General features: G+C 46.2%; 21 protein-coding genes and 10 tRNA genes. 13 read left to right on the forward strand and 18 right to left on the reverse strand.

What is annotated here, in order from left to right; translation table 11 throughout:
- Positions 1–16: 16 nt before the first annotated feature.
- Together OH459_RS19760 and tsaE are read right to left on the reverse strand one after the other, a co-directional pair.
- Positions 17–1,747: a LysM peptidoglycan-binding domain-containing protein gene (locus OH459_RS19760; protein WP_005451397.1), complete on the reverse strand. Its 1,731-nt coding sequence runs from the start codon at positions 1,745–1,747 to the stop codon at positions 17–19.
- Entirely contained in the window at positions 1,741–2,205 is a 465-nt protein-coding gene (tsaE, locus tag OH459_RS19765; RefSeq protein WP_005438321.1) for a tRNA (adenosine(37)-N6)-threonylcarbamoyltransferase complex ATPase subunit type 1 TsaE, read from the reverse strand. Before tsaE ends, OH459_RS19760 begins: the two co-directional genes overlap by 7 nt.
- A gap of 297 nt (positions 2,206–2,502) precedes the next feature.
- On the opposite strand from tsaE, the gene queG reads away from it, so the two are divergent.
- Positions 2,503–3,630 carry a tRNA epoxyqueuosine(34) reductase QueG gene (gene queG / locus OH459_RS19770; protein ID WP_005451394.1) on the forward strand — a complete coding sequence of 376 codons (1,128 nt, stop codon included), beginning with the start codon at positions 2,503–2,505 and terminating at the stop codon, positions 3,628–3,630.
- Positions 3,631–4,158: 528 nt separating this feature from the next.
- On the opposite strand, the gene OH459_RS19775 is transcribed toward queG, so the two are convergent.
- The 11 genes from OH459_RS19775 to orn form a co-directional block, all read right to left on the reverse strand.
- Positions 4,159–4,235, reverse strand: a tRNA-Met gene (locus OH459_RS19775).
- A 280-nt stretch (positions 4,236–4,515) separates the two neighbouring features.
- Positions 4,516–4,591 (reverse strand) — tRNA-Gly (locus tag OH459_RS19780).
- Positions 4,592–4,626: 35 nt separating this feature from the next.
- A tRNA-Gly gene (locus OH459_RS19785) sits at positions 4,627–4,702 on the reverse strand.
- Positions 4,703–4,737: 35 nt separating this feature from the next.
- Positions 4,738–4,813, reverse strand: a tRNA-Gly gene (locus tag OH459_RS19790).
- 18 nt (positions 4,814–4,831) lie between these two features.
- A tRNA-Met gene (locus tag OH459_RS19795) sits at positions 4,832–4,908 on the reverse strand.
- A 42-nt stretch (positions 4,909–4,950) separates the two neighbouring features.
- Positions 4,951–5,026, reverse strand: a tRNA-Gly gene (locus OH459_RS19800).
- Positions 5,027–5,044: 18 nt separating this feature from the next.
- Positions 5,045–5,121, reverse strand: a tRNA-Met gene (locus OH459_RS19805).
- Positions 5,122–5,160: 39 nt separating this feature from the next.
- A tRNA-Gly gene (locus OH459_RS19810) sits at positions 5,161–5,236 on the reverse strand.
- 18 nt (positions 5,237–5,254) lie between these two features.
- A tRNA-Met gene (locus tag OH459_RS19815) sits at positions 5,255–5,331 on the reverse strand.
- Positions 5,332–5,386: 55 nt separating this feature from the next.
- Positions 5,387–5,462: transfer RNA gene (locus OH459_RS19820), tRNA-Gly, on the reverse strand.
- 156 nt (positions 5,463–5,618) lie between these two features.
- Entirely contained in the window at positions 5,619–6,164 is a 546-nt protein-coding gene (gene orn / locus OH459_RS19825; protein ID WP_005448335.1) for an oligoribonuclease, read from the reverse strand.
- A gap of 129 nt (positions 6,165–6,293) precedes the next feature.
- On the opposite strand from orn, the gene rsgA reads away from it, so the two are divergent.
- The 5 genes from rsgA (at position 6,294) to OH459_RS19850 (ending at position 13,092) form a co-directional block, all read left to right on the forward strand.
- On the forward strand, positions 6,294–7,358 hold the full coding sequence (gene rsgA, locus OH459_RS19830; protein WP_005448333.1) for a small ribosomal subunit biogenesis GTPase RsgA: 1,065 nt from the start codon (positions 6,294–6,296) through the stop codon (positions 7,356–7,358).
- A 116-nt stretch (positions 7,359–7,474) separates the two neighbouring features.
- Complete coding sequence (asd, locus tag OH459_RS19835) at positions 7,475–8,332, forward strand: archaetidylserine decarboxylase (RefSeq protein ID WP_009701924.1); 858 nt, start codon at positions 7,475–7,477, stop codon at positions 8,330–8,332.
- A gap of 174 nt (positions 8,333–8,506) precedes the next feature.
- The gene (locus tag OH459_RS19840; RefSeq protein WP_005448329.1) at positions 8,507–9,922 is read left to right on the forward strand and encodes an SLC13 family permease; all 1,416 of its coding nucleotides are present in this window, start codon (positions 8,507–8,509) and stop codon (positions 9,920–9,922) included.
- A gap of 278 nt (positions 9,923–10,200) precedes the next feature.
- Complete coding sequence (locus tag OH459_RS19845; protein WP_017190943.1) at positions 10,201–12,081, forward strand: methyl-accepting chemotaxis protein; 1,881 nt, start codon at positions 10,201–10,203, stop codon at positions 12,079–12,081.
- Between the two features lie 123 nt (positions 12,082–12,204).
- Positions 12,205–13,092: a DMT family transporter gene (locus tag OH459_RS19850; RefSeq protein WP_049538031.1), complete on the forward strand. Its 888-nt coding sequence runs from the start codon at positions 12,205–12,207 to the stop codon at positions 13,090–13,092.
- Positions 13,093–13,211: 119 nt separating this feature from the next.
- On the opposite strand, the gene gpmM is transcribed toward OH459_RS19850, so the two are convergent.
- Positions 13,212–14,744 carry a 2,3-bisphosphoglycerate-independent phosphoglycerate mutase gene (gene gpmM / locus OH459_RS19855; protein ID WP_005448323.1) on the reverse strand — a complete coding sequence of 511 codons (1,533 nt, stop codon included), beginning with the start codon at positions 14,742–14,744 and terminating at the stop codon, positions 13,212–13,214.
- Between the two features lie 486 nt (positions 14,745–15,230).
- On the opposite strand from gpmM, the gene OH459_RS19860 reads away from it, so the two are divergent.
- From OH459_RS19860 to OH459_RS19880, 5 genes are all read left to right on the forward strand, one after another.
- The gene (locus OH459_RS19860) at positions 15,231–15,665 is read left to right on the forward strand and encodes a rhodanese-like domain-containing protein (protein WP_005448321.1); all 435 of its coding nucleotides are present in this window, start codon (positions 15,231–15,233) and stop codon (positions 15,663–15,665) included.
- A gap of 201 nt (positions 15,666–15,866) precedes the next feature.
- A complete protein-coding gene (gene secB / locus OH459_RS19865; protein ID WP_005386410.1) occupies positions 15,867–16,331 on the forward strand; it encodes a protein-export chaperone SecB in 465 nt (154 codons plus the stop codon).
- Positions 16,332–16,535: 204 nt separating this feature from the next.
- Positions 16,536–17,573 (forward strand): NAD(P)H-dependent glycerol-3-phosphate dehydrogenase, encoded by a 1,038-nt coding sequence (gene gpsA, locus OH459_RS19870; RefSeq protein ID WP_005448320.1) that lies wholly within the window; start codon positions 16,536–16,538, stop codon positions 17,571–17,573.
- Positions 17,574–17,651: 78 nt separating this feature from the next.
- Positions 17,652–18,473 carry a serine O-acetyltransferase gene (cysE, locus tag OH459_RS19875; protein WP_005381475.1) on the forward strand — a complete coding sequence of 274 codons (822 nt, stop codon included), beginning with the start codon at positions 17,652–17,654 and terminating at the stop codon, positions 18,471–18,473.
- Between the two features lie 26 nt (positions 18,474–18,499).
- Positions 18,500–19,648, forward strand: coding sequence for a murein hydrolase activator EnvC family protein (locus OH459_RS19880; protein WP_005448319.1), 1,149 nt, complete (start codon positions 18,500–18,502; stop codon positions 19,646–19,648).
- 96 nt (positions 19,649–19,744) lie between these two features.
- Here the strand turns inward: OH459_RS19880 and OH459_RS19885 are convergent, their stop codons facing one another.
- From OH459_RS19885 to epmA, 4 genes are all read right to left on the reverse strand, one after another.
- The gene (locus OH459_RS19885; RefSeq protein WP_074050885.1) at positions 19,745–20,701 is read right to left on the reverse strand and encodes an acetyltransferase; all 957 of its coding nucleotides are present in this window, start codon (positions 20,699–20,701) and stop codon (positions 19,745–19,747) included.
- A 186-nt stretch (positions 20,702–20,887) separates the two neighbouring features.
- The gene (locus OH459_RS19890; RefSeq protein ID WP_005448317.1) at positions 20,888–21,523 is read right to left on the reverse strand and encodes a TetR/AcrR family transcriptional regulator; all 636 of its coding nucleotides are present in this window, start codon (positions 21,521–21,523) and stop codon (positions 20,888–20,890) included.
- Between the two features lie 21 nt (positions 21,524–21,544).
- On the reverse strand, positions 21,545–21,919 hold the full coding sequence (locus OH459_RS19895) for a VanZ family protein (RefSeq protein ID WP_005448316.1): 375 nt from the start codon (positions 21,917–21,919) through the stop codon (positions 21,545–21,547).
- 9 nt (positions 21,920–21,928) lie between these two features.
- Positions 21,929–22,900 (reverse strand): elongation factor P--(R)-beta-lysine ligase, encoded by a 972-nt coding sequence (epmA, locus tag OH459_RS19900; RefSeq protein ID WP_269988303.1) that lies wholly within the window; start codon positions 22,898–22,900, stop codon positions 21,929–21,931.
- A gap of 449 nt (positions 22,901–23,349) precedes the next feature.
- On the opposite strand from epmA, the gene frdA reads away from it, so the two are divergent.
- Together frdA and OH459_RS19910 are read left to right on the forward strand one after the other, a co-directional pair.
- A complete protein-coding gene (gene frdA, locus OH459_RS19905; RefSeq protein ID WP_005448312.1) occupies positions 23,350–25,170 on the forward strand; it encodes a fumarate reductase (quinol) flavoprotein subunit in 1,821 nt (606 codons plus the stop codon).
- A complete protein-coding gene (locus tag OH459_RS19910; RefSeq protein ID WP_005425032.1) occupies positions 25,170–25,928 on the forward strand; it encodes a succinate dehydrogenase/fumarate reductase iron-sulfur subunit in 759 nt (252 codons plus the stop codon). Before frdA ends, OH459_RS19910 begins: the two co-directional genes overlap by 1 nt.
- Position 25,929: the final 1 nt, after the last annotated feature.

Genomic DNA, 25,929 nt, shown 5'->3' on the forward strand with positions numbered 1-25,929 from the left:
TGAGTTATCAGTTCACTTACTTGTTTGGAATAATCAGTACCTGCCCGACGGCAAGCTCATCAGAGCGCAAGTTGTTCGCTTTGCGAATGCTAGAGACACTGACACCATATTTCGACGCAATCTTGCCTAGGTATTCTCCACGAGCAACCTTGTGTTTGCGAATTGGTTTGTCTTTCACCGCAACGGTGATCTTCAACTTCTGACCGACCCAAAGCGTATCTGATTTCAAATTATTTTCACGGCGGATATCAGCAATCCTCACTTTGTAGTGGCTTGCGATCTTACCGAGGAACTCGCCAGATTTAACAGTGTGCGTAATTGTCTCAGTTTCTACCGTGTTAGGTTTATTCGGGATGGATACTGAAACGGCACCTGTACCCGGGATTTTCAGCTTCTGACCGACGGCTAAACCGCTTGATTTGAGCTTGTTCGCACTCATGATCGCTTTGGTCGACGAGCCATATTTCTGTGCAATCACAGAAAGCGATTCACCACGCTTCACGGTATGAACAACAGGTTTCGCAGAAGACGAGAACACCGTGCCTTCTGGAGGATTATCTTTCAAGTACTGTACGACAGCTTTAGTAATCGCACGCGCTAGCTTATCTTGGTGAGAGCGTTGGAATAGTAACTTCTCTTCCGTTGGGTTCGAGATAAAGCCCGTTTCAACCAAAACAGAAGGAATCTGCGGAGAACGCAAAACTGCCAAGCTGGTATTGATTGGTTTCGAGTTATGCAGGCGAGCAACTTTGCCCATCTCACCTAAAATGTTTGTCGCTAACTTATAACCTTCTTTTTGCGAATGGCTGAACTGAAGATCTAACAAAGTTTGGTTGACGTTACGGTCATTTGAATTGCTCACAAATGCCGTTCCAGAGCCACCAAGTAGCTCAGATTGTTTCTCGTGATTCTCTACCCAACGTGCAATTTCGGTATTGGCACGACGAGTATTTAACACGAACACCGAACCACCACGAGGTTTAGGAGAGGTAAACGCATCGGCGTGAATCGAAATTAATAAGTGTGCGTCATGTTCACGAGCAATCGCAACACGGCGATTCAAGTTGACGAAGTAGTCACCAGTACGAGTCATGCGAGTTTTGATGCCAGGTACTGCATTTAGCTGGGCTGAAAGCTTACGAGAGATGCTCAATACCGCGTCTTTTTCATACTTTCGACGTGATGGACCAATTGAACCAGGATCTTCACCACCGTGGCCTGGGTCGATCACGATCAGAATCTCTTGTGCACGTTGGACCGTACTCATGTCTTTGCTTGGTTTTGCCGGTTTGCTCGGCTTAGAAGTATTACTCGCCGCCGCTGATGTTTTCGCCCCATGTGGCAAATCAATCACCAAACGATGACCATACTGACCACCTGGCGTTGGTTTTAGCGTAAACAGTTCAGCTTTGACGCTCTTCTTCAACTCAAAAACCAAACGGTATGTGCTTTTGTTTGGCGGAGAGCTTTTACGAACACGCTTCAACACAGGACTGTCCGTTACCGTAACAGGCAACTTAGCTTGCATAGACGTGTTTTTAATATCCACGACCAAGCGATCCGGTCCAGATAAAGAGAAATAGGAATAGTCAGCTTCCGCGCTTAAATCGATGACAACACGAGTCTCATCTGGTGAAGGCCAAACTCGGAAACTTTTAACGACGTTAGCAAATGCTAAATTGGGGATGATAAGGAGAAAAGTGGCGACAAATGCCGCCACTACTCTAAATTTTGAAAGACTCAACATAGCTCCAATCGACTGAGTAACTGCACACCATATTCATTATTTGCCGTAAGTTCGGCTACGCGCTGCTCGCCTTGGTAGCGAATATCCACATCAAGATCCGGTTGTGGCAGCATTCCTTGCCCTTTTTCTGGCCATTCAACCAAACAAATCGCATCATCCGTGAAGTAATCGCGAATCCCCATGAATTCTAACTCTTCAGGATCTGCCAGTCGGTATAGATCAAAGTGGTAAACTTGCCACTTATCCAGCTGATAAGGTTCAACCAAAGTATAGGTCGGGCTTTTTACGTTTCCTTGATGACCAAGAGCACGGACAAAACCACGACTAAAGGTTGTTTTACCCGCACCCAGATCGCCATGCAGATAAATAGTGGTTTGTTGGGAACAAAGTTGAGCCAACGCGGTACCTAGTGCTACCGTTTCATGCTCATCTTTCAGGTTAAATTGTTTCGTGCTCATTGATGTTTCTCTAACTAATGATCGTTGACTATATAAAAATCAAAAGAACAGGAATAGTAAACTGTGTTGGTTTTGAGAGACAAGCTTTCAAATGTCATATGTGCGAAAAAAGTAGCCAATAAGGCAAAACCTAATTACCTGATTCTATTGAATGCATAAACAAAATTGCTCATGCCTGCGTCAACTTTTGATGACTTTGTTTCAAAATCTATTTCTCGACTTTATGTCTAGACTTTCTGGTAGCACCAATTCATAAGATCCGGTAAGATCCGCCCCCCTTTATCTCGGTGATAAAACATGAACTTCGAACAACTCGCTCAACAAATCAAAATTTGGGGTAAAGAGCTCGGCTTTCAGAAAGTCGGTATCTGCGATGTTGATCTTAGTGAACATGAAGCGGCTCTGCAAAAATGGCTTGATCAAGGCTACCACGGTTCAATGGACTGGATGGCTCGTCACGGCATGATGCGCGCCAGACCAAATGAACTTTTGCCGGGAACCGTGCGAGTGATTAGCGTACGTATGGATTACTTGCCACCCGAAGCAAAGTTTGCTTCCAATCTGGCAAACAAAAACCACGCTTATATCAGCCGTTACGCGCTCGGGCGTGACTATCACAAATTGGTGAGAAAACAGCTTAATAAACTTGGCAAACTTATTGAGCAAGAAGTCGGACAATTTGGCTATCGCCCTTTTGTCGACTCAGCCCCGATCCTTGAACGTCCATTGGCGCAAAAAGCCGGATTAGGCTGGACTGGCAAACACTCTCTGATTTTGGATAAAGATTGCGGCTCTTGGTTTTTCCTTGGTGAGCTGCTTATCGACTTACCTTTGCCTGTTGATGAACCAAGCGTTGATCAATGTGACAAATGTAAAGCTTGCATCACATCTTGTCCGACACAAGCGATTGTCGATGAAAAAGTCGTGGATGCGAGACGCTGTATCTCATATCTCACGATTGAGTTTGATGGTGTGATCCCAGAAGAGTTCCGCAAACCGATGGGAAACCGTATCTATGGATGCGACGATTGCCAATTAGTTTGCCCTTGGAACCGATATGCAGAAATCACTGAGCAAGAGGATTTTCATCGCCGCGAGAGTTTTGAAGACCCAGATCTCGTTACCATGTTCAATTGGGATGAGGCAACCTTCCTAAAACAAATGGAAGGGTCAGCAATTCGTAGAATTGGACACCTGCAATGGCTACGTAATATTTCTGTCGCACTTGGCAATGCAGAATACAGCCAGAGAACAATTGATGCCCTAGAAGCAAGACGCGGTGAAAGTGAACTGCTCGATGAACACATTGAATGGGCTCTTGCACAACAATTCAACCAACTTCCAGCAAATGAATCGGATTCTATTGAGACCAAGAAAAAGCGTTTAATCAGAATCGTAGAAAAAGGACTTCCAAGAGACGCATAATGCGTAGCTCATATGCAAGAGATTGAAAACTCTTTTTGCACGATCAATTCATGACCTTGTTCTCAATTCTGTAATGTGGAAAAAAATTATAGAGTCGAAGGAATTCAGGGAAGATAAAAAAGTTAAACACAACCTGAAGAAATGACTAGGATCAAAAAAACACAAATTAATGATCCTAATTTAACGCACCCGATCCGCAATAAAAGCAAGTTTTACTATATAAAACAAGCAGTTATGCAGTTACAGAAAACTTTTATTGTGCCCTCACAAAGAAAAGATCTTTCTTTACAGTCCTTCAAATTGAAGCTGAGAACACTTTATCAACCAACTTATCCACAGAATGACATATGTGGATAACTCTGTTAATTAAAGAGCAGAAAGGGGCCCGAACACCAGATTATTCGCTGTTCAGACAAGTCGTCTCATGTTTAAAACACAAACGAAATCGTCCGACATCGAGTGATGCGGATTAAATATTGTTTTTCAGGGGTTCATGCTTCGCAGCATTATGAAAAGAGCGATGTGAATTGGTTGCGGGAGCCGGATTTGAACCGACGACCTTCGGGTTATGAGCCCGACGAGCTACCAAGCTGCTCCATCCCGCGTCCGTGTATCACTGCTTTTGCAGTAATAAGAATTGGAGCGACACACGAGGTTGCCCTATCTATAACAGAAAGGCGTGACCTCAACCTTGACAAGTTTTTGCTCTATAAACGAGCGAGTGTCGCAATTCATTGTTAAGCACAATGAAAGCTATAAAGCTGGAGCGACACACGAGGTTCCCTATTCATAATAGAAAGGCGTGACCTCAACCTTGGCAAGTTTTTGCTCTATAAACGAGCGAGTGTCGCAATTCACTGTTAAGCACAATGAAAGCTATAAAGCTGGAGCGACACACGAGGTTCGAACTCGTGACCTCAACCTTGGCAAGGTTGCGCTCTACCAACTGAGCTAGTGTCGCAATGTCACTGTTAAGCACAATGAGGGCTATCAAATTGGAGCGACACACGAGGTTCGAACTCGTGACCTCAACCTTGGCAAGGTTGCGCTCTACCAACTGAGCTAGTGTCGCAATGTCATTGTTAAGCACAATGAAGGCTATCAAATTGGAGCGACACACGAGGTTCGAACTCGTGACCTCAACCTTGGCAAGGTTGCGCTCTACCAACTGAGCTAGTGTCGCATATTCTCAAAAGAGAATTGGTTGCGGGGGCCGGATTTGAACCGACGACCTTCGGGTTATGAGCCCGACGAGCTACCAAGCTGCTCCACCCCGCGTCCATAGTTCATCATTTAAGGTATGATGAAAACCTTTTAATTTGGAGCGACACACGAGGTTCGAACTCGTGACCTCAACCTTGGCAAGGTTGCGCTCTACCAACTGAGCTAGTGTCGCATATTCTCAGAAGAGAATTGGTTGCGGGGGCCGGATTTGAACCGACGACCTTCGGGTTATGAGCCCGACGAGCTACCAAGCTGCTCCACCCCGCGTCCGTATTTCATTGTTAAGCACAATGAGAGCTATAAAATTGGAGCGACACACGAGGTTCGAACTCGTGACCTCAACCTTGGCAAGGTTGCGCTCTACCAACTGAGCTAGTGTCGCATACTCTCAAAAGAGAATTGGTTGCGGGAGCCGGATTTGAACCGACGACCTTCGGGTTATGAGCCCGACGAGCTACCAAGCTGCTCCATCCCGCGTCCATAGTTCACCATTTAAGGCATGATGAAAGCCTTTCTTTCCACTTAAGAAAAGTGGAGCGACACACGAGGTTCGAACTCGTGACCTCAACCTTGGCAAGGTTGCGCTCTACCAACTGAGCTAGTGTCGCATCAACAACGTTTCCGCTGTTCAGGGCTGCGAATTATAAGAGCATTTTTTTGTGATGCAAGTCCTTCGTTCAAAAAAACTTTATTTTTTTACTGACAGATGAAAAAGCAAGCAAAACGCTCATTAATTACAACAATTTGGATCGCAGCCTTAACAGTTAGATCTTAAAGATCGTTTCGCGGTAGTACTTTAGCTCAGCAATCGACTCACGGATATCATCCAATGCCAGATGCGTGCCCTGCTTCGAAAAACCGTCTAACACTTCTGGTTTCCAACGGCGAGTCAGTTCTTTTAACGTACTCACGTCCAAATAACGGTAGTGGAAGTATTCTTCCAACTCAGGCATATGCTTGTACAAGAATCGACGGTCCTGACCAATACTGTTACCACAAATTGGAGAAACGCCTTTTGGTACCCATTTCTCAAGGAACTCGATGGTCTGCGCAACGGCATCTTGTTCAGAGACGTCACTGTTGCGAACGCGATCAACCAAACCACTTGCAGTGTGCGTATTGGTACACCAGTCATCCATCTTCGCCAGCTCTTCTTCTGGCTGATGAACGGCTAAAACTGGACCTTCAGCTAAAATATTTAACTCACTATCCGTGACGATAGAAGCAATTTCGATGATTTTGTGCGTTTCAGGATCGAGACCTGTCATCTCTAAATCCACCCAAATCAGGTTTTGATCGCTAAAGGACATGATTACGCCGCCTATTTGTTTATCGATAAAAGAGGTACTATACCTGAAAATACTTGAAACACGATACTCACGAGTTTGAGCCGAAAGCGTGCTCAATCAGTTGAGTTAACTCACATTAAGTACAAGATTGTGGCAAAAAAGAAAAAGTTAACCAAAGGTCAGGTGCGCCGCGTACGCAGCAACCAACAAAAACGCCTAAAGAAGCAAGAAGAGTCTATCCAGTGGGATGAGAACATGCTAGGCGCAAGTAAACAGGGTCTCGTTATCACTCGTTTCGGTCAACACGCTGACATCGAAGATCTAGAAACCGGTGAGGTGCAGCGTTGTAACCTTCGTCGTGGTATCGAATCACTGGTGTCTGGTGATCGCGTGCTTTGGCGTGAAGGGCTTGAGTCAATGGCAGGTATATCTGGCGTGGTTGAAGCCGTAGAACCTCGCACATCAATGCTAACTCGCCCTGACTACTACGATGGCTTGAAACCTGTCGCCGCTAACATCGACCAAATGGTGATCGTGTCTTCGGTTTTGCCTGAGCTTTCGCTCAATATCATTGACCGCTACTTGGTGGCGTCAGAAACCCTGAACATCGCACCGCTACTAGTACTCAACAAAATAGACCTACTTGCTGATGAAGATCGAGCAATGTACGAAGAGTGGCTAGAAGAATACAAACGCATTGGCTACAAAGTACTGTTTGTGAGCAAGCAATCAGGTGAAGGCATTGCCGAACTTGAAGAGCAATTGCGTGATCGTATCAATATCTTCGTTGGTCAATCTGGCGTGGGTAAATCGAGCCTAGTAAACGCACTGATGCCTGAACTTGAGCAGGAAGTGGAAGAAGGCGAGATCTCAGAGAACTCAGGTTTGGGTCAGCATACAACCACAGCAGCTCGCTTGTATCACATCCCTACTGGTGGCGATTTGATTGACTCTCCAGGAGTACGCGAATTCGGTCTGTGGCACTTAGAAGCAGAGGAAGTGACCAAAGCATTTGTTGAATTCCGTCCCTATCTTGGCGGTTGTAAGTTCCGCGACTGTAAGCACAATGACGATCCTGGCTGTATCTTGCGAGAAGCCGTGGAAAAAGGCGAAGTGAGTGAAGTCCGTTTTGAGAACTACCATCGCATCCTAGAAAGCATGGTGGAAAACAAAGCCAACCGTCAGTACTCACGCAGCAAGAAAGCTGATCTGTAGCCGAGATAACGCTGCAACTGTGTAAGAAATCATCACCTAATACTGACAAGCAGATGAAATTTCAGTAACATCACGCGCCCTAAAGCGAGAATCTAACAGAAGTATCGGAATTAAAGATGGACAAGATTAAAGTTGGACTGCAGTACTGGATCCCACAACACGGACTAACGCGCCTAGTGGGTAAACTGGCTTCAGCTGAGGCTGGCGGTCTAACAACAGCAATCATTCGCTGGTTTATCAAACAATACAATGTGAACATGGATGAGGCGAAGTACTCCGATCCTAAGCACTTCAAAACCTTCAATGAATTCTTTGTACGTGAGCTAAAAGAAGGCGCTCGTCCAATTACGGAAGGTGAAAAGGTGATCACTCACCCTGCGGACGCGTGCGTAAGCCAATTTGGTCCGATTGAAGATGGTCAGCTTATCCAAGCTAAAGGTCATAACTTCTCAGCACAAGAGCTACTAGGTGGTGACGCAAAACTGGCTGAAGAGTTCCAAGACGGCTCTTTTGCTACTTTGTACCTATCGCCTCGTGACTACCACCGCGTACACATGCCATGTGACGGTACGCTGCGTCAGATGATTTACGTACCTGGTGACCTATTTTCAGTTAACCCACTAACCGCAGAGAACGTGCCAAACCTATTTGCACGTAACGAGCGTGTAGTGTGTATCTTCGATACTGAGTTTGGTCCAATGGCACAAGTACTGGTTGGTGCAACTATCGTAGGTAGCATCGAGCAAGTATGGGCAGGCACTATCACGCCACCACGCGGTAACTCGGTTTACAAATGGGACTACCCTGCTGAAGGCGATAAAGCGGTTATCTTGAAGAAAGGCGAAGAAATGGGGCGCTTCAAGCTTGGCTCAACCGTTATCAACCTTTTTGCAAAAGATGCTATCGCATTCGATGAAAGCATGGAAAATGGTAAGCCAACCGTAATGGGTACACCTTACGCTCATCAGCAGTAAGACTCCTACTCAAACTGACTTTGAAGCCTCCGTTTACGGGGGCTTTTTTATTGACGAAAAGCAAAACTCTGTTCGAAATTTCGCCTCTCTTTTTCAAACTCGTACTTGCCTCTAAGTACCTAAAAGCGCAATCAATTATTCTGCGTTGAGGGATGATGATAAAAGGGGCTGCCAATGCCAAAGATGAGTGCGGACACACTGGTCAAATTACTGGTGTGTTTTTTGATTCCACTCGGTGTCTTAATGATGCCGATCGATGCCATTCCAATTGACGATCTCACTTTAATTCAACATCGTCTATTGGCTATTTTCCTTCTTGCTGCACTACTTTGGGTTTTAGAACCCGTCCCCGTATTTGCTACGTCCATTCTTATCATTGCTCTTGAATTGATTATGATATCGGACAAAGGCTTACATCTCTTTCGTACCCCTCCTCCGGGGCATGATTTGGGGGATTTGATTGCTTATACGGATATATTTTCCGCGTTCTCTTCTCCTATTATCATCCTTTTCATGGGTGGCTTTGCGCTCGCGATTGCCGCTTCTAAATACGAACTTGATAACAACCTCGCCCGTGTTCTTCTTAAACCGTTCGGTACTCAACCTAAGTTCATTATGTTGGGTTTAATGCTGATCACTGCCGTGTTCTCGATGTTTATGTCAAACACTGCGACTACCGTTATGATGCTTGCGTTATTGGGTCCTATCGTGGCATCTGCACCAAAAGGCGATTTGGGGATAAAAGCGCTGGTTCTCTGTATTCCAATTGCGGCTAATACAGGTGGTATCGCGACACCAATCGGTACCCCGCCTAACGCGATTGCCTTGCAATATTTAACCGGAGAAAACAGCATCGATTTCCTATCTTGGATGATGATGGGCTTGCCTTTTGTCTTAGTGCAACTGACGCTAGCTTGGTTCTTATTGCAAAAGCTCTTCCCTTCTAGTGAACCGGAAATGAAACTGCGCTTGGATGGTAAATTTAAGAAAAGCTGGCGTGCCATAGTGGTCTACGTGACCTTCGCCATGACCATCCTGCTATGGATGACAACTAAAGTGCATGGCATGAATACCTATGTAGTCGCTATCATTCCACTCGCGGTGTTTACCTTAACGGGAATCATGGGCAAAGAAGAGCTCAAGCTTATCAACTGGGATGTGCTATGGCTGGTAGCCGGTGGTATCGCCATTGGTATTGCGTTAGATAAAACTGGCTTGGCTGAAGCACTCGCACACGCAATTGATTATGAGTCCCTATCACCATTCGCTGTCGTTGTTGCCCTATCGATCGTGTGCTGGCTAATGGCAAACTTTATGTCGAATACCGCCACAGCGAACTTGTTGATGCCGATTGCAGCGGCGATTGGTGCTTCTATGCCAAGTCTGGTTGCTATCGGTGGCTTACAAGGATTGCTGGTTGTCGTCGCTTTCTCGGCTTCACTAGGTATGATCTTACCAGTATCAACACCACCAAACTCCCTTGCGTACTCGACGGGATTAATTGAAAGTAAAGACATGGCGAAGGTCGGTTTGATTATCGGCTTGGTCGGTCTGTTCATTGTCTATGGTGCGGTAATTATTCTGTTTTAGTCCATCGCTCTGCGGTAACAAAAGGTTGCCGCAGAGCTTTATCACCCATATACCTATCTGGTTTTGCATCACTCCCTCTGTTTTTATCTCAAATTTGATTCACTTAGTTAATCAATAAGTTGAATAAAAATCACACTATTCGACTCAAGTTTATCGAATATAGGTCGATAAATTTTGTACAGCCTTTCATGTAACTTTCAGTGCTTGAATCGTCTCATACCCTTTGGAGTCACAACTCGTGACGTTGATCTTTTTGTCTGTTTTATGAAGGTAAGACAATGAGAAATACCATCAAATTAAAAATACAGATTGCGATTGCAGTCATTATCGCCATTGTTAGTGGCGTTCAGGCTTGGGTTTCCGTCAATCAACTACGCGAAGAAACCACTTCTACCCTTAATCGAGAAATTCAAAACATCTCTCAATCGACCAACCGCTACATCAGTGACTGGCTTGCGATTCGTAGCGATATGATGCTCGCGAATGAAAACATCATCGCTGGCAGTGACGATGCCGATCGCGAGATGCTACTGACAAAGCGAGCCGGTAAGTTTCTATCGGTTTATGCTGGCTTCTCTGATGGCTCAATTGCCTACGGTGATAAATCTGAATCTTGGCCTTCTGACTACGATCCTCGCACTCGCCCTTGGTACCAAGATGCGATGGCGAAATCTGGTTTGATCATCACAGAGCCATACCAAGATTTCGATGGCAGCATTGTGGTTAGCTTTGCTAAGGCATTCAATCAAGGTAAGAAAGGTGTGCTTGCCGCTGACTTAGCGGTAACTGACATCATCAAAGAAGTCCTTAATATTCAGCTTGATAATGACGGTTTCGCATTCCTAGTTGATGGCAACAATAACTTGGTAGCTTACAAAGATGAAAAGCTTAGCCAAAAACCGCTGACAGAACTCAATCCAGCCTTAACTCATAGTACGATGATGACACTTGCTGGCGAAGCAAGGCTAGACACGATTCAATGGCCCAGCCAAGGCGATAAGCTGATTTACGTAGCTAAAGTGCCGAACACCGATTGGTCTTTAGGTATTGTGCAAGACAAACAAATGGCATTTGCGTCTGTCTCTGAACAAGTGACATTTACGGCTATTGCTTCTATCGTGCTGTACCTGATTATTGCGGCAATCAGTACTTACATCATCACTCGCTTGCTACAACCTCTCCAAACGCTGTCTGATGCGCTTTCAGAGCTATCACAGGGCGAAGGCGATCTTACGCAACGCATCAAGATCGAGCGCATGGATGAAATTGGCGAACTCGCAACCCACGTGAACCAGTTCCTTGCACAAATGCAGACCATGTTAAAAAGCATTGTCGAGAACAGTGAACAGCTTTCAGAACAAGCGAATCAAGCAAATGAGCTATCTGCGATGGCTGCGGGTCGCGTTGAGCATCAACAAAATGACGTTAACCAAATTGCAACCGCCATTCATGAGATGTCAGCAACCGCTGCTGAGGTAGCAAGTCATGCAGAGCTGACGGCAAGCGCTTCACAAAACTCAGCGTCTGCTTGTATGGAAGGACAAAACGTCATCCAGAAGAATCGTGAAGCGATCGTAGAGCTCGCAGAGCAAGTTAGCGATGCCGCCAGCGTAATTTCGGAGCTAGAAGCAAACACGCAAAGCATCAACCAAATCCTATCGACGATCCAAGGTATTGCCGAACAAACTAACTTGTTGGCACTTAATGCAGCCATTGAAGCGGCTCGTGCTGGTGAGCAAGGTCGCGGCTTTGCCGTGGTTGCCGATGAAGTACGCGTACTTAGCCAACGCACCCATGGTTCGACGGAAGAAATCCGCACCATGATCGAAACGTTGCAAAACAACACCAAACTGGCAGTAAATAGCATGCAAACCAGTACCAGTTTGGCAGATACTAGCGTGGATTATGCTCAGCAAGCACACGACAGCTTAACCAGCATTACTAACTCGATCACTGAGATCAACGACATGGCAATGCAAATCGCAAGCGCAGCAGAAGAGCAACGCGCGGTAAGCGAAGACATCAGCCGTAACACGCAAGGCATTAAAGACGATGCCGATATGATTGCCGAGCAATCACTTAAGAGCAGTGAAGGTTCACGTCAGATGTACGATACCGCCAATACGATGCGTGAAAACATCAGTCGCTTTAAAGTGTAATCCTCCCCATCAAAAGCAGCTCAACGAGCTGCTTTTTTATTGGCATAAATATGCGCTTTTAGATCTTTATAAATTCATGCATATTAAAGCCTCTCCCCTGCTCTACAAGGATGTCTCGCAATCATGGGTTATGAATGGCTGGCGCTGTGCGCTGCTTTCTTATGGGCTGTTTCTAGCTTAATTTCTGTTGTTCCCGCTCAACATCTTGGGGCGTTTGCTTATAGTCGATGGCGTATGGGCTGTACCGCGGTCATCCTCTCCACGATGGCGTGGATCACGGGGGGCTGGCTAAGTGTCTCCACCGAACATATTACGCCAATGATGGCGTCCGGTTTAATTGGCATCTTTATTGGCGATACCGCGTTGTTCGCCTGTTTGAATCGCATGGGACCACGCCAAGCAGGCTTGTTGTTTTCTTGCCATGCGGTGTTCTCTGCCATCTTGGGTTACTTCCTATTTAGCGAAAGCATGACTGGCACGGAGTTGATTGGTGCAACCTTAGTCTTCAGCGGTGTCGTAATGGCGATTTTCTATGGTCGACGCGGGCAAGCTAGCAACGCGCTAGAAGAGATCAAAGGCAACGTTTGGATTGGTATCGGGCTCGGTTTAACCGCCGCTATGTGTCAGGCTCTGGGAGGCATCATCGCTAAACCTGTCATGCAAACCACTGTTGACCCTGTCGCCGCCTCTGCCATTCGTATGATCAGTGCTTTCGTCGCACATTGTGCACTTTGGTTAATTGGCGCCAAAGTCGCTCGCGCGACTCAAACCATCACATGGAAAGTCTTTGGCATTACAGCATTAAATGGCTTTTTGGCTATGGCGATTGGTATGACATTGATTCTTTACGCCCTGCGTGAGGGTAACGTGGGAATGGTAGCGCTGCTTTCTTCAACAACACCTATCATGTTGTTGCCACTACTGTGGATTTATACCAAGAAACGCCCAAATCGATTTGCTTGGTTAGGTGCTGCACTAGCGGTTATTGGTACGGGCATCCTAGTGCAATAGTTCAGGTTCAATTAGGGTCTATTGACCTTAATAACTCTTCGCCTTACTCAACACAGGATCGCAGACACAAAAAAGCCCGAGTCAAACTCGGGCTTTTATCATTCTGAATCGTCAGTTAATTACTTAACTAGCACTTCACCAGACATTTCTGCAGGGATTTCTAGACCTGCTAGAGAAAGCATTGTTGGCGCAAGGTCAGACAGTTTACCGCCTTCTTTGAACTCAACCGCTTTGTCACCTACGTAGATTAGAGGTACTGGTAGGTTAGTGTGAGCAGTGTGGATGCCGCCAGTTTCAGGGTCGATCATCATTTCCGCGTTACCGTGGTCTGCCGTGATCAACAGTTGACCGCCAACTTCTTTGATCGCTTCAACCACTTTACCAACGCTTTCATCTAGAGCTTCGATTGCTTTCTCTGCAGCTTCGTAAACACCAGTGTGACCAACCATATCTGCGTTCGGGTAGTTACAGATGATAGTATCGAACTTACCAGACTTGATAGCAGCAACCATCTTCTCTGTTAGCTCTGGAGAGCTCATTTCTGGCTGCATGTCGTAAGTTGCTACTTTTGGAGAAGCAACAAGTTGACGCTCTTCACCTTCAAATTCGTTCTCAACACCACCGTTGAAGAAGAAAGTCACGTGTGCGTATTTCTCTGTTTCAGAGATACGTAGCTGAGTTTGACCTTGCTTAGATAGCCACTCACCGTAAGTGTTTTCTAGAGACGCAGGTGGGAATGCGATTGCTAGAGGGATATCAGCCGCGTATTGAGTCAGCATTACAAAGTTGATTGCTGGGAATGCAGCACGCTCGAAGCCGTCAAATGCAGGAACGAATGCACGCGTGATTTGACGCGCACGGTCAGCACGGTAGTTCATGAAGATAACTGCATCGCCATCTTGCATGATTGCGTCTTCTTGACCTTCCGCTTTAATAGCTGTTGCTTTAACGAACTCATCGTTTTCGTCACGAGCGTAAGCCGCTTCTAGACCAGCAACCGCTGTTTCTGCAGTGAACTCAGCTTTCGCTTGAGTTAGAAGATCGTAAGCAACTTGAACACGATCCCAGTTGTTGTCACGGTCCATTGCGTAGTAACGACCTACTAGAGAAGCAACACGACCTTTACCTAGTTTCGCAAATAGATCTTGGAAACGTTGTAGTGAGTTTTCGGCACTACGTGGTGGCGTATCACGACCGTCTAGGAAGCAGTGTAGGTAGATCTTTTCAGCGCCACGAGCTGCTGCCATTTCAACGGCTGCGTAGATGTGGTCTTCGTGAGAGTGAACACCACCTGGAGACATAAGACCCATGATGTGTACTGCTTTTTCAGCTTTTACTGCAGAATCGATAGCTTCTACTAGTGCAGCTGTCTCAGCAAATTCACCATCAGCGATAGACTTAGTGATGCGAGTTAGATCTTGGTATACAACGCGACCTGCACCGATGTTGGTGTGACCAACTTCTGAGTTACCCATTTGACCATCAGGTAGGCCAACGTCCATGCCTGAAGCAGAGATAAGAGTGTGTGGGTTATTCGCAATCAGTGCATCCATTACTGGTGTTTTAGCATTTGCAATTGCGTTACTTGCTGTGTCTTCACGGTAACCGTAACCGTCAAGGATAACTAGAGCCAATGGCTTCTTAGCAGACATAGTGATGACCTCATCAAATTTAAGTAACTTTCGGTGTAGAGCTTCGCTGCTCCATCTAACCTTGAAACAAAACTAGCGTAATTTTACTACACTTTTTAACCAAAACTGTAGGTTAAGATCAAATAATGTTTGCGATTTATTGTTGCTATCTTACAAGTTAGCAAGCAATCCGACCTAGTCAGCAAACGTGTTCCACAAGCATAGTCACTTTCAAGATGCTTTGTACGACCACCGAAATACTTTGGTGAAAAACTTTTTGTTGTAACCCATTGTGCGCTTTTTCGACCAGAAGTGAAGTCAATTACGCCGATTGAATTGATAGGAGGAAGTGATAATAAGATTGCATGAATGACTAGCTTCAACCAGTTTGCTGGGAGCGCTTAGATCTCAATTATTCGTTAGAAAATTTTAACCCTCTCGCCTAAGGCGGCTATCCCCGCTATACTCCTGCTTTATTTTTCCGCCAACAGTGTAAGAGCTCAGGACATGCAAGAGTACATTGATTTTTTCCAACAGAACATGATTCTATCTTTGGTTTGGGTAGGTCTTCTTGTCGCATTCATCATGAACATCGTGAAATCTGCGACGGCAGCATACAAAGAGATTAACGTAAACCAATTGACTCACCTTATGAACCGTGAAAACGGCGTTGTGGTGGATATCCGCTCTAAAGATGAGTTCAAACAAGGTCACATCACCGACGCACTTCACATTTTGCCGTCTGATATCAAAGCAGGTAACTTTGGTAGCCTTGAAAACCGTAAATCAGACCCAATCATTGTGGTATGCAAAACGGGTCAAACCGCTCAAGAAAGTGCAAACCTACTAGCGAAAGCAGGCTTCGAAAACGTAAGCCTACTGAAGAACGGTTTGATTGCATGGAACGAAGCGAACCTTCCACTAGTACGTGGTAAGAAATAAGGTCGCGGTAAAACAATTTTGCCAGCCTCGTTTATATAAACTGAGCAAATAGAAAGCAGTTGAAGCACTAAGTTGTGATGCTTTGCACGTAATACGCGCTTCATCTAGTCAAGGTAGATTTGCTCAGTTAGTCTCAGGACAAACCATATTTCTGGGTTTAGAAAATCCTAGACCCAACAAATGTTTATTAAGGATTTAAAAATGGCTGAAGCAGCACCACAAGACGCACAACAAAACTTTGCAATTCAACGCATCTTCCTAAAAGACGTTTCTTTCGAAGCGCCTAACTCTCCAGTAATCTTCCAAAAAGAGTGGAACCCAGACGTTAAACTAGACCTAGACACTCAAAGCCGTGAGCTTGGTGAAGGTGTTTACGAAGTTGTTCTACGTCTAACAGTTACTGTTAAGAACGAAGAAGAAACAGCGTTCCTATGTGAAGTTCAACAAGGTGGTATCTTCACAGCTGAGCAAATGGAAGCAGGTCAACTTGCACATTGCCTAGGCGCATTCTGCCCGAACATCCTATTCCCATACGCTCGTGAAACTATCTCTAGCCTAGTAGTTAAAGGTACGTTCCCTCAACTGAACCTAGCACCAGTTAACTTCGACGCGCTATTCATGAACTACCTACAACAGCAAGCTCAACAAGGCGAAGCTGAAGCGTAATTCACGTTTTGTAAGTGACGTGTTGCCCTTCCTAAGAACGAGCTCACGTCATATACCTGAAGAAAATGCACAAAGCGTCCTCTCTGCGATGCAATGTGCATTTTTTATTTCTGATAAAAGTTCCTAGTTCCTAACCCCTAGAGAGCGTAAACTCTGGCGATTATGAACTAGATTCTACTAGTAGAAAGGCAATTAGGCGGTAGCATGACACAAGCAAATACAAACAATGCTTACGGTAAAGACATCGCAATGACTGTGATTGGTGCAGGCTCATACGGCACTTCTTTGGCAATCTCCCTTGCTCGTAACGGCGCAAACGTCATCCTATGGGGTCACGAGCCAGAGCATATGGCACGCCTTGAAGCAGACCGTGCCAACCACGAATTCCTACCTGGTATTGATTTCCCAGAGAGCTTGATTATTGAATCGGATTTAGAAAAAGCCGTTCAAGCAAGCCGTGACTTGTTAGTTGTGGTTCCTAGCCACGTTTTTGGCATCGTACTGAACAGCTGTAAGCCTTTCTTACGTGAAGATTCTCGTATTTGTTGGGCAACCAAAGGTCTTGAGCCAGAAACGGGTCGTCTACTAAAAGAAGTAGCATTCGATATCATCGGTGACAGCTACTCGTTGGCAGTTCTATCCGGTCCTACATTTGCTAAAGAGCTTGCGATGGGAATGCCAACAGCAATTTCTGTAGCTTCTCCAGATGCGAACTTTGTTGCTGATCTGCAAGAGAAAATCCACTGCAGCAAAACCTTCCGTGTCTACGCAAACAACGACTTTATCGGCATGCAATTGGGCGGTGCGGTGAAGAACGTTATTGCCATTGGTGCAGGTATGTCTGATGGTATCGGTTTTGGTGCCAATGCCCGTACAGCACTGATTACACGTGGTTTGGCAGAAATGAGCCGTCTTGGTGCCGCACTAGGCGCACAACCAGAAACCTTTATGGGTATGGCTGGCTTGGGCGACCTCGTCTTAACTTGTACCGATAACCAATCACGTAACCGCCGTTTTGGTTTGGCACTAGGTCAAGGTAAAGACGTCGACACTGCGCAAGAAGAAATCGGTCAAGTCGTTGAAGGCTACCGCAACACCAAAGAAGTTTGGATGCTCTCTCAGCGCATGGGCGTAGAGATGCCAATTGTTGACCAAATTTATCAAGTATTGTATCAAGGAAAGGATGCACGCCTGGCAGCGCAAGATTTACTTGCTCGTGACAAAAAAGCCGAAGGAAAGTAGCAATCTACCGCCTTTTGCACCTCATCTGAGAAGAATAGAAGTTGTCGGGTCACGGAAGAACCACTCAGGATATTGAGAATGAAACACTGCGAAAAACAAAAAGTCTGGAACAAAATTGTTTCAGAAGCCCGTGAGATGTCAGAGCAAGAGCCTATGCTGGCGAGCTTTTATCATGCGACCATCATCAAGCATGAAAGTCTATGTGCCGCATTGAGCTACATTCTGGCCAACAAATTGAACACCGCTTCCATGCCAGCAATGGCAGTGCGTGAAGTGGTTGAAGAAGCCTTTGCCGCCGATCCAACCATCACCGACGGCGCGGCTTGTGACATTTGTGCCACGGTTAATCGCGACCCTGCTGTTTCAATGTACTCAATGCCATTGTTGTACCTGAAAGGCTACCATGCTCTGCAAGGGTACCGAGTGGCAAACTGGTTATGGAAGCAAGGTCGTCACGCTCTTGCGACTTACCTGCAAAATCAGATTTCTGTAGCATGTCAGGTCGATATTCACCCTGCAGCGCGTATTGGTAGTGGTATCATGCTAGACCATGCAACTGGCATCGTGATTGGTGAAACCGCCGTTGTCGAAAACGACGTATCTATTCTGCAAGATGTCACTCTAGGTGGTACCGGTAAAGAATGCGGTGACCGTCACCCGAAAATTCGTGAAGGTGTAATGATCGGAGCTGGTGCTAAAATTCTTGGCAATATCGAAGTGGGCGAAGGCGCAAAAATTGGCTCTTGCTCTGTGGTATTGCAAGCAGTGCCGCCACACACAACCGTGGCTGGTGTGCCTGCAAAAATTGTTGGTCGTCCGAAAACGGACAAACCTTCTCTCGATATGGATCAAGGCTTTAACGGTAAATCGCAAAGCTTTATCCATGGGGATGGTATTTAATCGTCATCTGATCCTTTGACAATAATGTGGTAGGTAACTCTCAAGTGCGAAAACAAAATCACCCAGTGCTACGCTCGGCTATTTTATTAACTTGTGCTTTATCTGCCACATATCCCCTCACCTCTTTCGCCGCAAGCCAACAAGAGCTCAAAGGCGTATCTAGCGAAATCAATCGCCAGAAAAAATCGCTAACTTCTCAAGAAAAACAGCTCAACGATCTGCAAAAATCGCTGAAAAGCCAAGAACTCGGTATCTCCAAGTTAGAACGCGAGATCAAACAAACCAAAGCAGACTTGGCACAAGCGGATCAAAACATCAGTAAGTTGGAAGAGAAGATTGCGCTGCAAGAAGCTCAACGCCAAGCACAAGAAGAAGAGCTCAAACAACTGATTCAAACCTACTACGTCACGGAGCGTGCGAAAGCCAATGGGCATCTCCTTAACGAAGGCGTAGAAGAAGATCGCATCAGCCAATACTTTCAACATCTTGCCAAAGCTCGCGCGGAAGTCATTGATGCGATTACCAAAACCACTCAAGAGTTGGCGCACAACAAGAACCAACTCGAACTGGAAAAAGACCAAATTGAAACCTTGCTCAAACAGCAATCAGAAAAACGTTCGTCTTTAGCAAGCACGCAGTCGAAACGTAAAGGTACGCTGAGCAAGATTCAAAAGAGCATCAAAGATGACAAACGTTACTTAGCAGAACTGCAACGTAACGAAACCCGTCTAAAGGCCGAGATAGCGAAAGCAGCAAAACGTAATGCAGTACCGATGGACGGTATTGCAAAACAACGTGGAAAACTACCGTGGCCGTTGAAAGGTCGCGTACTGCACAGCTTCGGTACCAAACAAACAGGACAGGTAAACTGGAAAGGCATGGTGTTGTCTGCCAGATACGGTCAGCAAGTCAAAGCCGTTTACCCAGGCACCGTGGTATTTGCTGAATACCTGCGAGGCTACGGCTTAGTCGTGCTGCTTGATCACGGGAAAGGCGACATGACGCTTTACGGTTACAACCAAGCTTTGACCAAGAAAGAAGGTGATAAGGTGACCGCAGGTGAAGTGATTGCACTTGCAGGTGATACCGGTGGTCAAGACAGACCTTCACTGTACTTCGAAATTCGCCGTAACAGTGAAGCGCAAAACCCGAAATCTTGGTTAAAGCGTTTATAACTGCCGTTTATCATCGCAGTTTTAAACTGCACTATCGCGACACAAAAAACAAAGGAGCCACTCGGCTCCTTTGTCGTATTCGCATTCAGAAAAATGCTAGGCGTAGTAAGTCTCTACTGCGTCGATGAAAGCACTGACATCGTCTTTGCTTAATGCATTAATGCCTGCTGCGGCTTCTCGCCCCCCACCTGTTGGGAACTGCCCACACACTGCCACCGCACCTTGCTTGTTATTCAGTGGCGCACGAAGAGAAACAGTGTAAGTGCCGTCAGCGTTTTCCGTTAACACCGCATGCGCAGAGTCTGGAGTTTGGTTTGCAAGCCAGTTGCCATAAACACCACTGATTCGGCGTGATGCCGCATTGTCTGGCAGTTCAAACAGCTTGAGCTTAGTGCTTTCGTGAGTCGCAGGGACGGCGAGTGCTGCGTCCATATCTTGCTGATAAGCCGATTGTAATTGATAGTAAGGTGACGCTTTATCTGCTATCGCATCGAATGGTGAAGCGTATTGCTTTAATGCTTGATACAAGTCCGCAGGATGGAAATGAAGGTCGTCTACTTTCGAGCCATAACCGTTGTAATTAATCAACGTCCCGAGCTCTTTTAACTGCGCTTTTTGCGTTTCATTGAGTCCGGCTTTATCCGCCAACACATCCGCCTTAGCAATCAAGTTATCGCCATAAGCAGCAGTGATTGCCCAAGTATGGAAACGTCCTTCCAACAACTTATCGACAATCAAAGCAGTACACATATTAGCATCGAGGTCGATGTGCGCGTCCAAATTACCATGCTGAGGGATCTCACCCGCTTTGTGGTGATCGGCGTAGAAAACATGCGCGCCTTGAGCTAAAGCTTGCTCTAAACCTACCATGTTCTTTTCCATTGAAATGTCCAACACCGTCAGTTCATCACCCGCTTGCACATCCACTTTCTCCACCAGCTTGATGTCGCGCTTTACGCCCGTCACCAACTCAGCGTTGATAGGATCCGCTAAACGCAATTGCAGCAATGCGATGATGCCGTCGGCATCGCCATTAAAAATGTCGTAATTCATTGAACGATAGTTCCTTTATCGAGAGTCATACCCCAACGGATGCTTTTAGGGTGCATGAATCCTATTGTGCGAAATGAGCACAGCAAGTCAACTCAAGGAGGGAGTTGAAAATGAGAGCTGCGCTCTAAACTTTAAGCGTAGAACCATACTCTCATTTTCTAGATTTAATAAGGAGGGAAAATAGTATTAACTGTGCAGTCGGCTCACCGCTTCTTCAAGCAGTAGCAATTGCTCCATACCTTGCTCGGTTGCCACTGGTTTAACGACATTGAGCATTTGCAGCATACCTTGTTTTACCATTTGCTCGGTAATTTCGGTCTTTGGTGACATCGCTGACTGGTAAGCTAACCAACTACACGCGATAAGGTGCAGTGTACAAACCAATGATTTCAACTGCTCTTGATCAACATTCAATAGTTTCAAAGACACAAACTCTTGCATGATCGCGATCAGGTTGGCTTGCAGCTTCTCTTGAACATCAATGTATTCATCATGCAGTTGTTCGTCTCGAGAAAGGATTTCGGGAAGATTCGCGTAGAAAAAACGGTACTTCCACATCAAAGTGAAGATCGAGTCGAGGTAGCTTTTCAGCATGGTCAGGCTCTCTTGAGAACCTTGAATAGGGGTAAAGCGTTCTAGCAGTTCCGCAGAGTATAGCGCGAAGATCTCACGCACAATTTCCTGCTTATTACGGAAGTGGTAGTAAAGGTTGCCTGGGCTAATTTCAATATGGTCAGCAATGTGATTGGTTGTGATATTGCGCTCACCATGTTGGTTGAACAACTCCAGTGCGGCATAGACTATTTTGTCGCGCGTTTTCATGGTTATCGTATTCCCTCTTCATTAACGAATCGAGTATAGCGACTTCACCAACCTAGGTCGATAGAGGCTCCAAATACGGTAACATAGCAGACCAGTTAGAATACCAATCGAGTTCGCAATCAAGTCGAGCCAAGAGGTTTGGCGCCCCACATAACCTTGTAAAACTTCAATCACAGCGCTGAATAAAAGAATACTCAGTGCCACAATCCAACGCTGACGCCAACTTGCTACACAGAAGCAGCCCAAAAAGCCAAAACCACTGTACGCCATCGCATGCTGCATCTTATCCAAATATGCAATGTTGCCCCAATCTTGCAACTCTCCCGAGCTCAGAGACAAGTACGCAATCAAAGTCGCATAACTAAGCAGCACCAAACGTCCAGCAGTCAGGTTCATTATTTATCCTTAAGCAATAGGGAATGGAAAAGCGGTCACTTGGTCGATATGGTCACAACCCAGCGCCAACATGATCAGGCGATCAACGCCTAACGCCACACCTGCGCAATCCGGCAAACCTGCTTCTAATGCGCCAATCAAATGGTAATCAATCGGCTGTGGTTTCAAACCCATTTCCAGACGCTTAGCATTATCTTGTTCAAAACGCGCCAATTGCTCTTTCGGGTTATCCAGCTCGTGGAAACCGTTCGCCAGCTCAATGCCTTTGAAGTACACCTCGAAACGATCCGCCACTCGGTTGTCTTGCGGATTGATCTTTGCCAGCGCCGCTTGCGATGCAGGGAAGTCATACACAAATGCAGGCGCTTGTTGACCAATCTTAGCTTCGACACCAATACTGAAAAGTAGTTGCAGCAAGGTATCGCGATCCTCCTCTGGCTCAGCAATATCACTTAGCCCTAGCTTAGCCGCGACCACTTTTAGCTCTTGCATCGAGCCTTCTAAAGGGCACACGCCTAGCACATCAATAAAAGCTTGCTGGTAAGTCATACGTTCTGCCGCACCACACTTCAGCACCAGTTGAAGTAGGTCATTCATCTCATCCATCAACTTATGGTGATCAAAACCAATCCGGTACCACTCCAACATAGTGAATTCAGGATTGTGGTGACGACCATTCTCTTCATTACGAAACGCTTTGTTGATTTGGTAGATGCAACCACTGCCTGCAGCAAGTAAGCGCTTCATATGGAATTCAGGGCTGGTCATAAAGAACAGTTTGCTGCCGTCGGCATAACCCGGTCCAACAAACTCTGTTTGGAAGGTATGCAAATGAATGTCGGTCACCGTGGCGTGGCTCATGGCTGGCGTGTCAACTTCCATCACCTGTCGCTCGGCAAAGAATTGACGAATAGAGGTGATCAACGCAGCACGTTGACGAAGTTGTTCCATAGAAGCGGTAGGTTGCCAGGTCGTTTGCATAACAAGAGTCTCAATACATTGGTGAGCGAGGAAAATAGCAATTTTGGCACGCTTTGCCTAGTTCATCGATAGGGGATTCCTCTTAATTTCATCCGTCTAAATACGAATAAAACTCGATTAAAACTGAAGCAAGCATTTCACGTTCCACAGTACAAAAAACACTCACAATTAATCCTATTATCAATGAGGGTAATGTCGTGCAACACCTATGTAACATTGACCGAGTTTACGTTTATCCCTCAACCGTTTCGTGCCGTGATAGCAGTCACATAACCTAGAATTTCTATGCTCTTGTGTGCATTACCGGAGAAAAAACCCAAATACATCAATTTTTCTGCCATAAGGCTCCCCTACACTAACCCTACTACTTTTGAGGGATTGCCTTAAAACCCTTCCCTCACACTCACAATAACAAGCGGATTTCCGCAATCACACACTGGAGGATAACTGTGCAAATTATCACCACAGATATCGCAGTCATCGGCGCAGGCGGCGCTGGTCTTCGTACTGCTATTGCAGCGGCTGAAGCAAACCCGGACTTAGAAGTAGCACTTATTTCTAAAGTTTACCCAATGCGCTCCCACACGGTTGCTGCAGAAGGTGGCTCAGCAGCAGTTATCAAGGATGAAGATAGCTTAGACAACCACTTCAACGACACTGTTGGCGGTGGTGACTGGCTATGTGAACAGGACGTTGTTGAATACTTTGTAGAGAACGCGACTCGCGAAATGATCCAAATGGAGCAATGGGGTTGCCCATGGAGTCGTAAAGAGAACGGTGAAGTCAACGTACGCCGCTTTGGTGGTATGAAGGTTGAACGTACTTGGTTCGCTGCAGATAAAACTGGCTTCCACATGCTTCACACGCTATTCCAGACGTCGATGAAGTACGACAACATCAAGCGCTTTGATGAGTACTTTGTTGTCGACTTGCTTGTTGATGAAGGTGAAGTACAAGGTCTGATTGCAATCCACATGTCTGAAGGTGAACTGGTTACGATTAAGGCGAAGTCTGTCGTACTAGCAACGGGTGGCGCAGGTCGCGTTTACCACTGTAACACCAACGGTGGTATCGTAACGGGCGACGGCATGGCGATGGCTTACCGTCACGGCGTTCCTCTACGTGATATGGAATTCGTTCAGTACCACCCAACAGGTCTTCCTGGCACAGGTATCCTAATGACTGAAGGTTGTCGTGGTGAAGGCGGTATCATCGTCAACAAAGACGGTTACCGTTACCTACAAGACTACGGTATGGGTCCTGAGACTCCAGTGGGTCAACCTAAGAACAAATACATGGAACTGGGTCCTCGTGACAAAGTTTCTCAAGCTTTCTGGCACGAACAACAGAAAGGCAACACCATCAAACACCCTCTTGGTGATGTGGTGCATCTAGACCTTCGCCACCTAGGTGAAGAGTATCTACAAGAGCGTCTACCATTCATTTGTGAGCTAGCGAAAGCTTACGTGAACGTTGACCCTGCAAAAGAGCCAATTCCAATTCGTCCAACGGTTCACTACACCATGGGTGGTATTGAGACTAACGGCGAATGTGAAACTCGCATTAAAGGTCTATTCGCGGTTGGCGAATGTGCGTCTGTTGGTCTTCACGGTGCAAACCGTCTAGGTTCTAACTCGCTGGCTGAGTTCGTGGTATTTGGTCGCGTTGCGGGTGAACAAGCGGTGAAACGTGCTGCAGAATTCAAAGGCTGGAACGAAGAGTCTATCGCGACTCAGGTGAAAGCAGTTGAAGACCGCATTGCCGCTCTAATGAACCAAGAAGGTGATGAAAACTGGGCAGATATCCGTACTGAAATGGGTCACACCATGGAAGCAGGTTGTGGTATCTACCGCCAAGAAGACTTGATGCAAGCAACCATCGAGAAAATCACTGAGCTGAAAGAGCGTTACAAGAAAATCAGCATCAAAGACAAAGGCAAAGTGTTCAACACTGACCTTCTTTACGCTATTGAAGTGGGCTACGGTCTAGAGGTAGCAGAAGCGATGGTTCACTCTGCAATCCTGCGTAAAGAATCTCGTGGTGCCCACCAACGTCTAGACGATGGTTGTACAGAGCGTGATGACGTGAACTTCCTGAAACACTCGCTTGCTTTCTTCAAAGAAGATGCAGCACCAAGTATCGACTACAGCAACGTGACGATTACTAAGTCACAGCCTAAAGCGCGTCTATACGGTGAAGCAGCAGAGAAAGCAGCAGCAGCTGAAAAAGCTGCTGAAGCAGAAGCGAAGAAGGCAGAGGAGCAAGCATAATGTCATCAAACCGCATTCAAAAAGTCGACATTCTGCGTTACGACCCAGAGAAGGACGCAGAACCATATACTCAAACGTTCGAAGTACCTTTTGATGAAACCATGTCTGTGCTTGATGCGCTTGGTTACATCAAAGATCACCTAGACAAAGATCTGTCTTACCGCTGGTCTTGTCGAATGGCGATCTGTGGTTCTTGCGGCATCATGGTAAACAACGTGCCTAAGCTAGCTTGTAAGAGCTTCCTACGTGATTACCCGAATGGCGTGACTATCGAGCCACTAGCAAACTTCCCAATCGAGAAAGACTTGATCGTGGACATGACGCCGTTCATCGAGCGCTTAGAAGCTATCAAACCTTACATCATTGGTAACGACCGCAAACCAGAAGACGGCACAAACCTGCAAACGCCTGAGCAAATGGCGAAATACAAGCAGTTTGCTGGCTGTATCAACTGTGGTCTGTGCTACGCAGCATGTCCTCAGTTTGGTTTGAACCCTGAGTTCATCGGTCCTGCTGCTCTAACTCTGGCACACCGTTACAACCTAGACAGCCGTGACAACGGTAAAGATGAGCGCATGAAGCTGATCAACGGTGAAAACGGCGCTTGGGGTTGTACGTTCGTAGGTTACTGTTCTGAAGTTTGTCCGAAGAGCGTAGATCCTGCAGCGGCAGTAAACCAAGGCAAAGTAGAGTCTTCTATGGACTTCGTAATTGCTATGTTGAAACCTGATGGTTCACCGAAAAAAGTGGAGGCATAAG

The organism is Vibrio sp. MM46 (assembly GCF_027587135.1).
Taxonomy (GTDB): domain Bacteria; phylum Pseudomonadota; class Gammaproteobacteria; order Enterobacterales; family Vibrionaceae; genus Vibrio; species Vibrio harveyi.

Excerpts from the sequence above, each read along its gene's own strand:
- OH459_RS19760 (WP_005451397.1), bottom strand. The coding sequence starts at position 1,747 with ATGTTGAGTCTTTCAAAATTTAGAGTAGTGGCGGCATTTGTCGCCACT.
- tsaE (WP_005438321.1), bottom strand. The coding sequence starts at position 2,205 with ATGAGCACGAAACAATTTAACCTGAAAGATGAGCATGAAACGGTAGCA.
- queG (WP_005451394.1), top strand. The coding sequence starts at position 2,503 with ATGAACTTCGAACAACTCGCTCAACAAATCAAAATTTGGGGTAAAGAG.
- orn (WP_005448335.1), bottom strand. The coding sequence starts at position 6,164 with ATGTCCTTTAGCGATCAAAACCTGATTTGGGTGGATTTAGAGATGACA.
- asd (WP_009701924.1), top strand. The coding sequence starts at position 7,475 with ATGGACAAGATTAAAGTTGGACTGCAGTACTGGATCCCACAACACGGA.
- OH459_RS19840 (WP_005448329.1), top strand. The coding sequence starts at position 8,507 with ATGCCAAAGATGAGTGCGGACACACTGGTCAAATTACTGGTGTGTTTT.
- OH459_RS19845 (WP_017190943.1), top strand. The coding sequence starts at position 10,201 with ATGAGAAATACCATCAAATTAAAAATACAGATTGCGATTGCAGTCATT.
- OH459_RS19850 (WP_049538031.1), top strand. The coding sequence starts at position 12,205 with ATGGGTTATGAATGGCTGGCGCTGTGCGCTGCTTTCTTATGGGCTGTT.
- gpmM (WP_005448323.1), bottom strand. The coding sequence starts at position 14,744 with ATGTCTGCTAAGAAGCCATTGGCTCTAGTTATCCTTGACGGTTACGGT.
- OH459_RS19860 (WP_005448321.1), top strand. The coding sequence starts at position 15,231 with ATGCAAGAGTACATTGATTTTTTCCAACAGAACATGATTCTATCTTTG.
- secB (WP_005386410.1), top strand. The coding sequence starts at position 15,867 with ATGGCTGAAGCAGCACCACAAGACGCACAACAAAACTTTGCAATTCAA.
- gpsA (WP_005448320.1), top strand. The coding sequence starts at position 16,536 with ATGACACAAGCAAATACAAACAATGCTTACGGTAAAGACATCGCAATG.
- cysE (WP_005381475.1), top strand. The coding sequence starts at position 17,652 with ATGAAACACTGCGAAAAACAAAAAGTCTGGAACAAAATTGTTTCAGAA.
- OH459_RS19885 (WP_074050885.1), bottom strand. The coding sequence starts at position 20,701 with ATGAATTACGACATTTTTAATGGCGATGCCGACGGCATCATCGCATTG.
- OH459_RS19890 (WP_005448317.1), bottom strand. The coding sequence starts at position 21,523 with ATGAAAACGCGCGACAAAATAGTCTATGCCGCACTGGAGTTGTTCAAC.
- OH459_RS19895 (WP_005448316.1), bottom strand. The coding sequence starts at position 21,919 with ATGAACCTGACTGCTGGACGTTTGGTGCTGCTTAGTTATGCGACTTTG.
- epmA (WP_269988303.1), bottom strand. The coding sequence starts at position 22,900 with ATGCAAACGACCTGGCAACCTACCGCTTCTATGGAACAACTTCGTCAA.
- OH459_RS19910 (WP_005425032.1), top strand. The coding sequence starts at position 25,170 with ATGTCATCAAACCGCATTCAAAAAGTCGACATTCTGCGTTACGACCCA.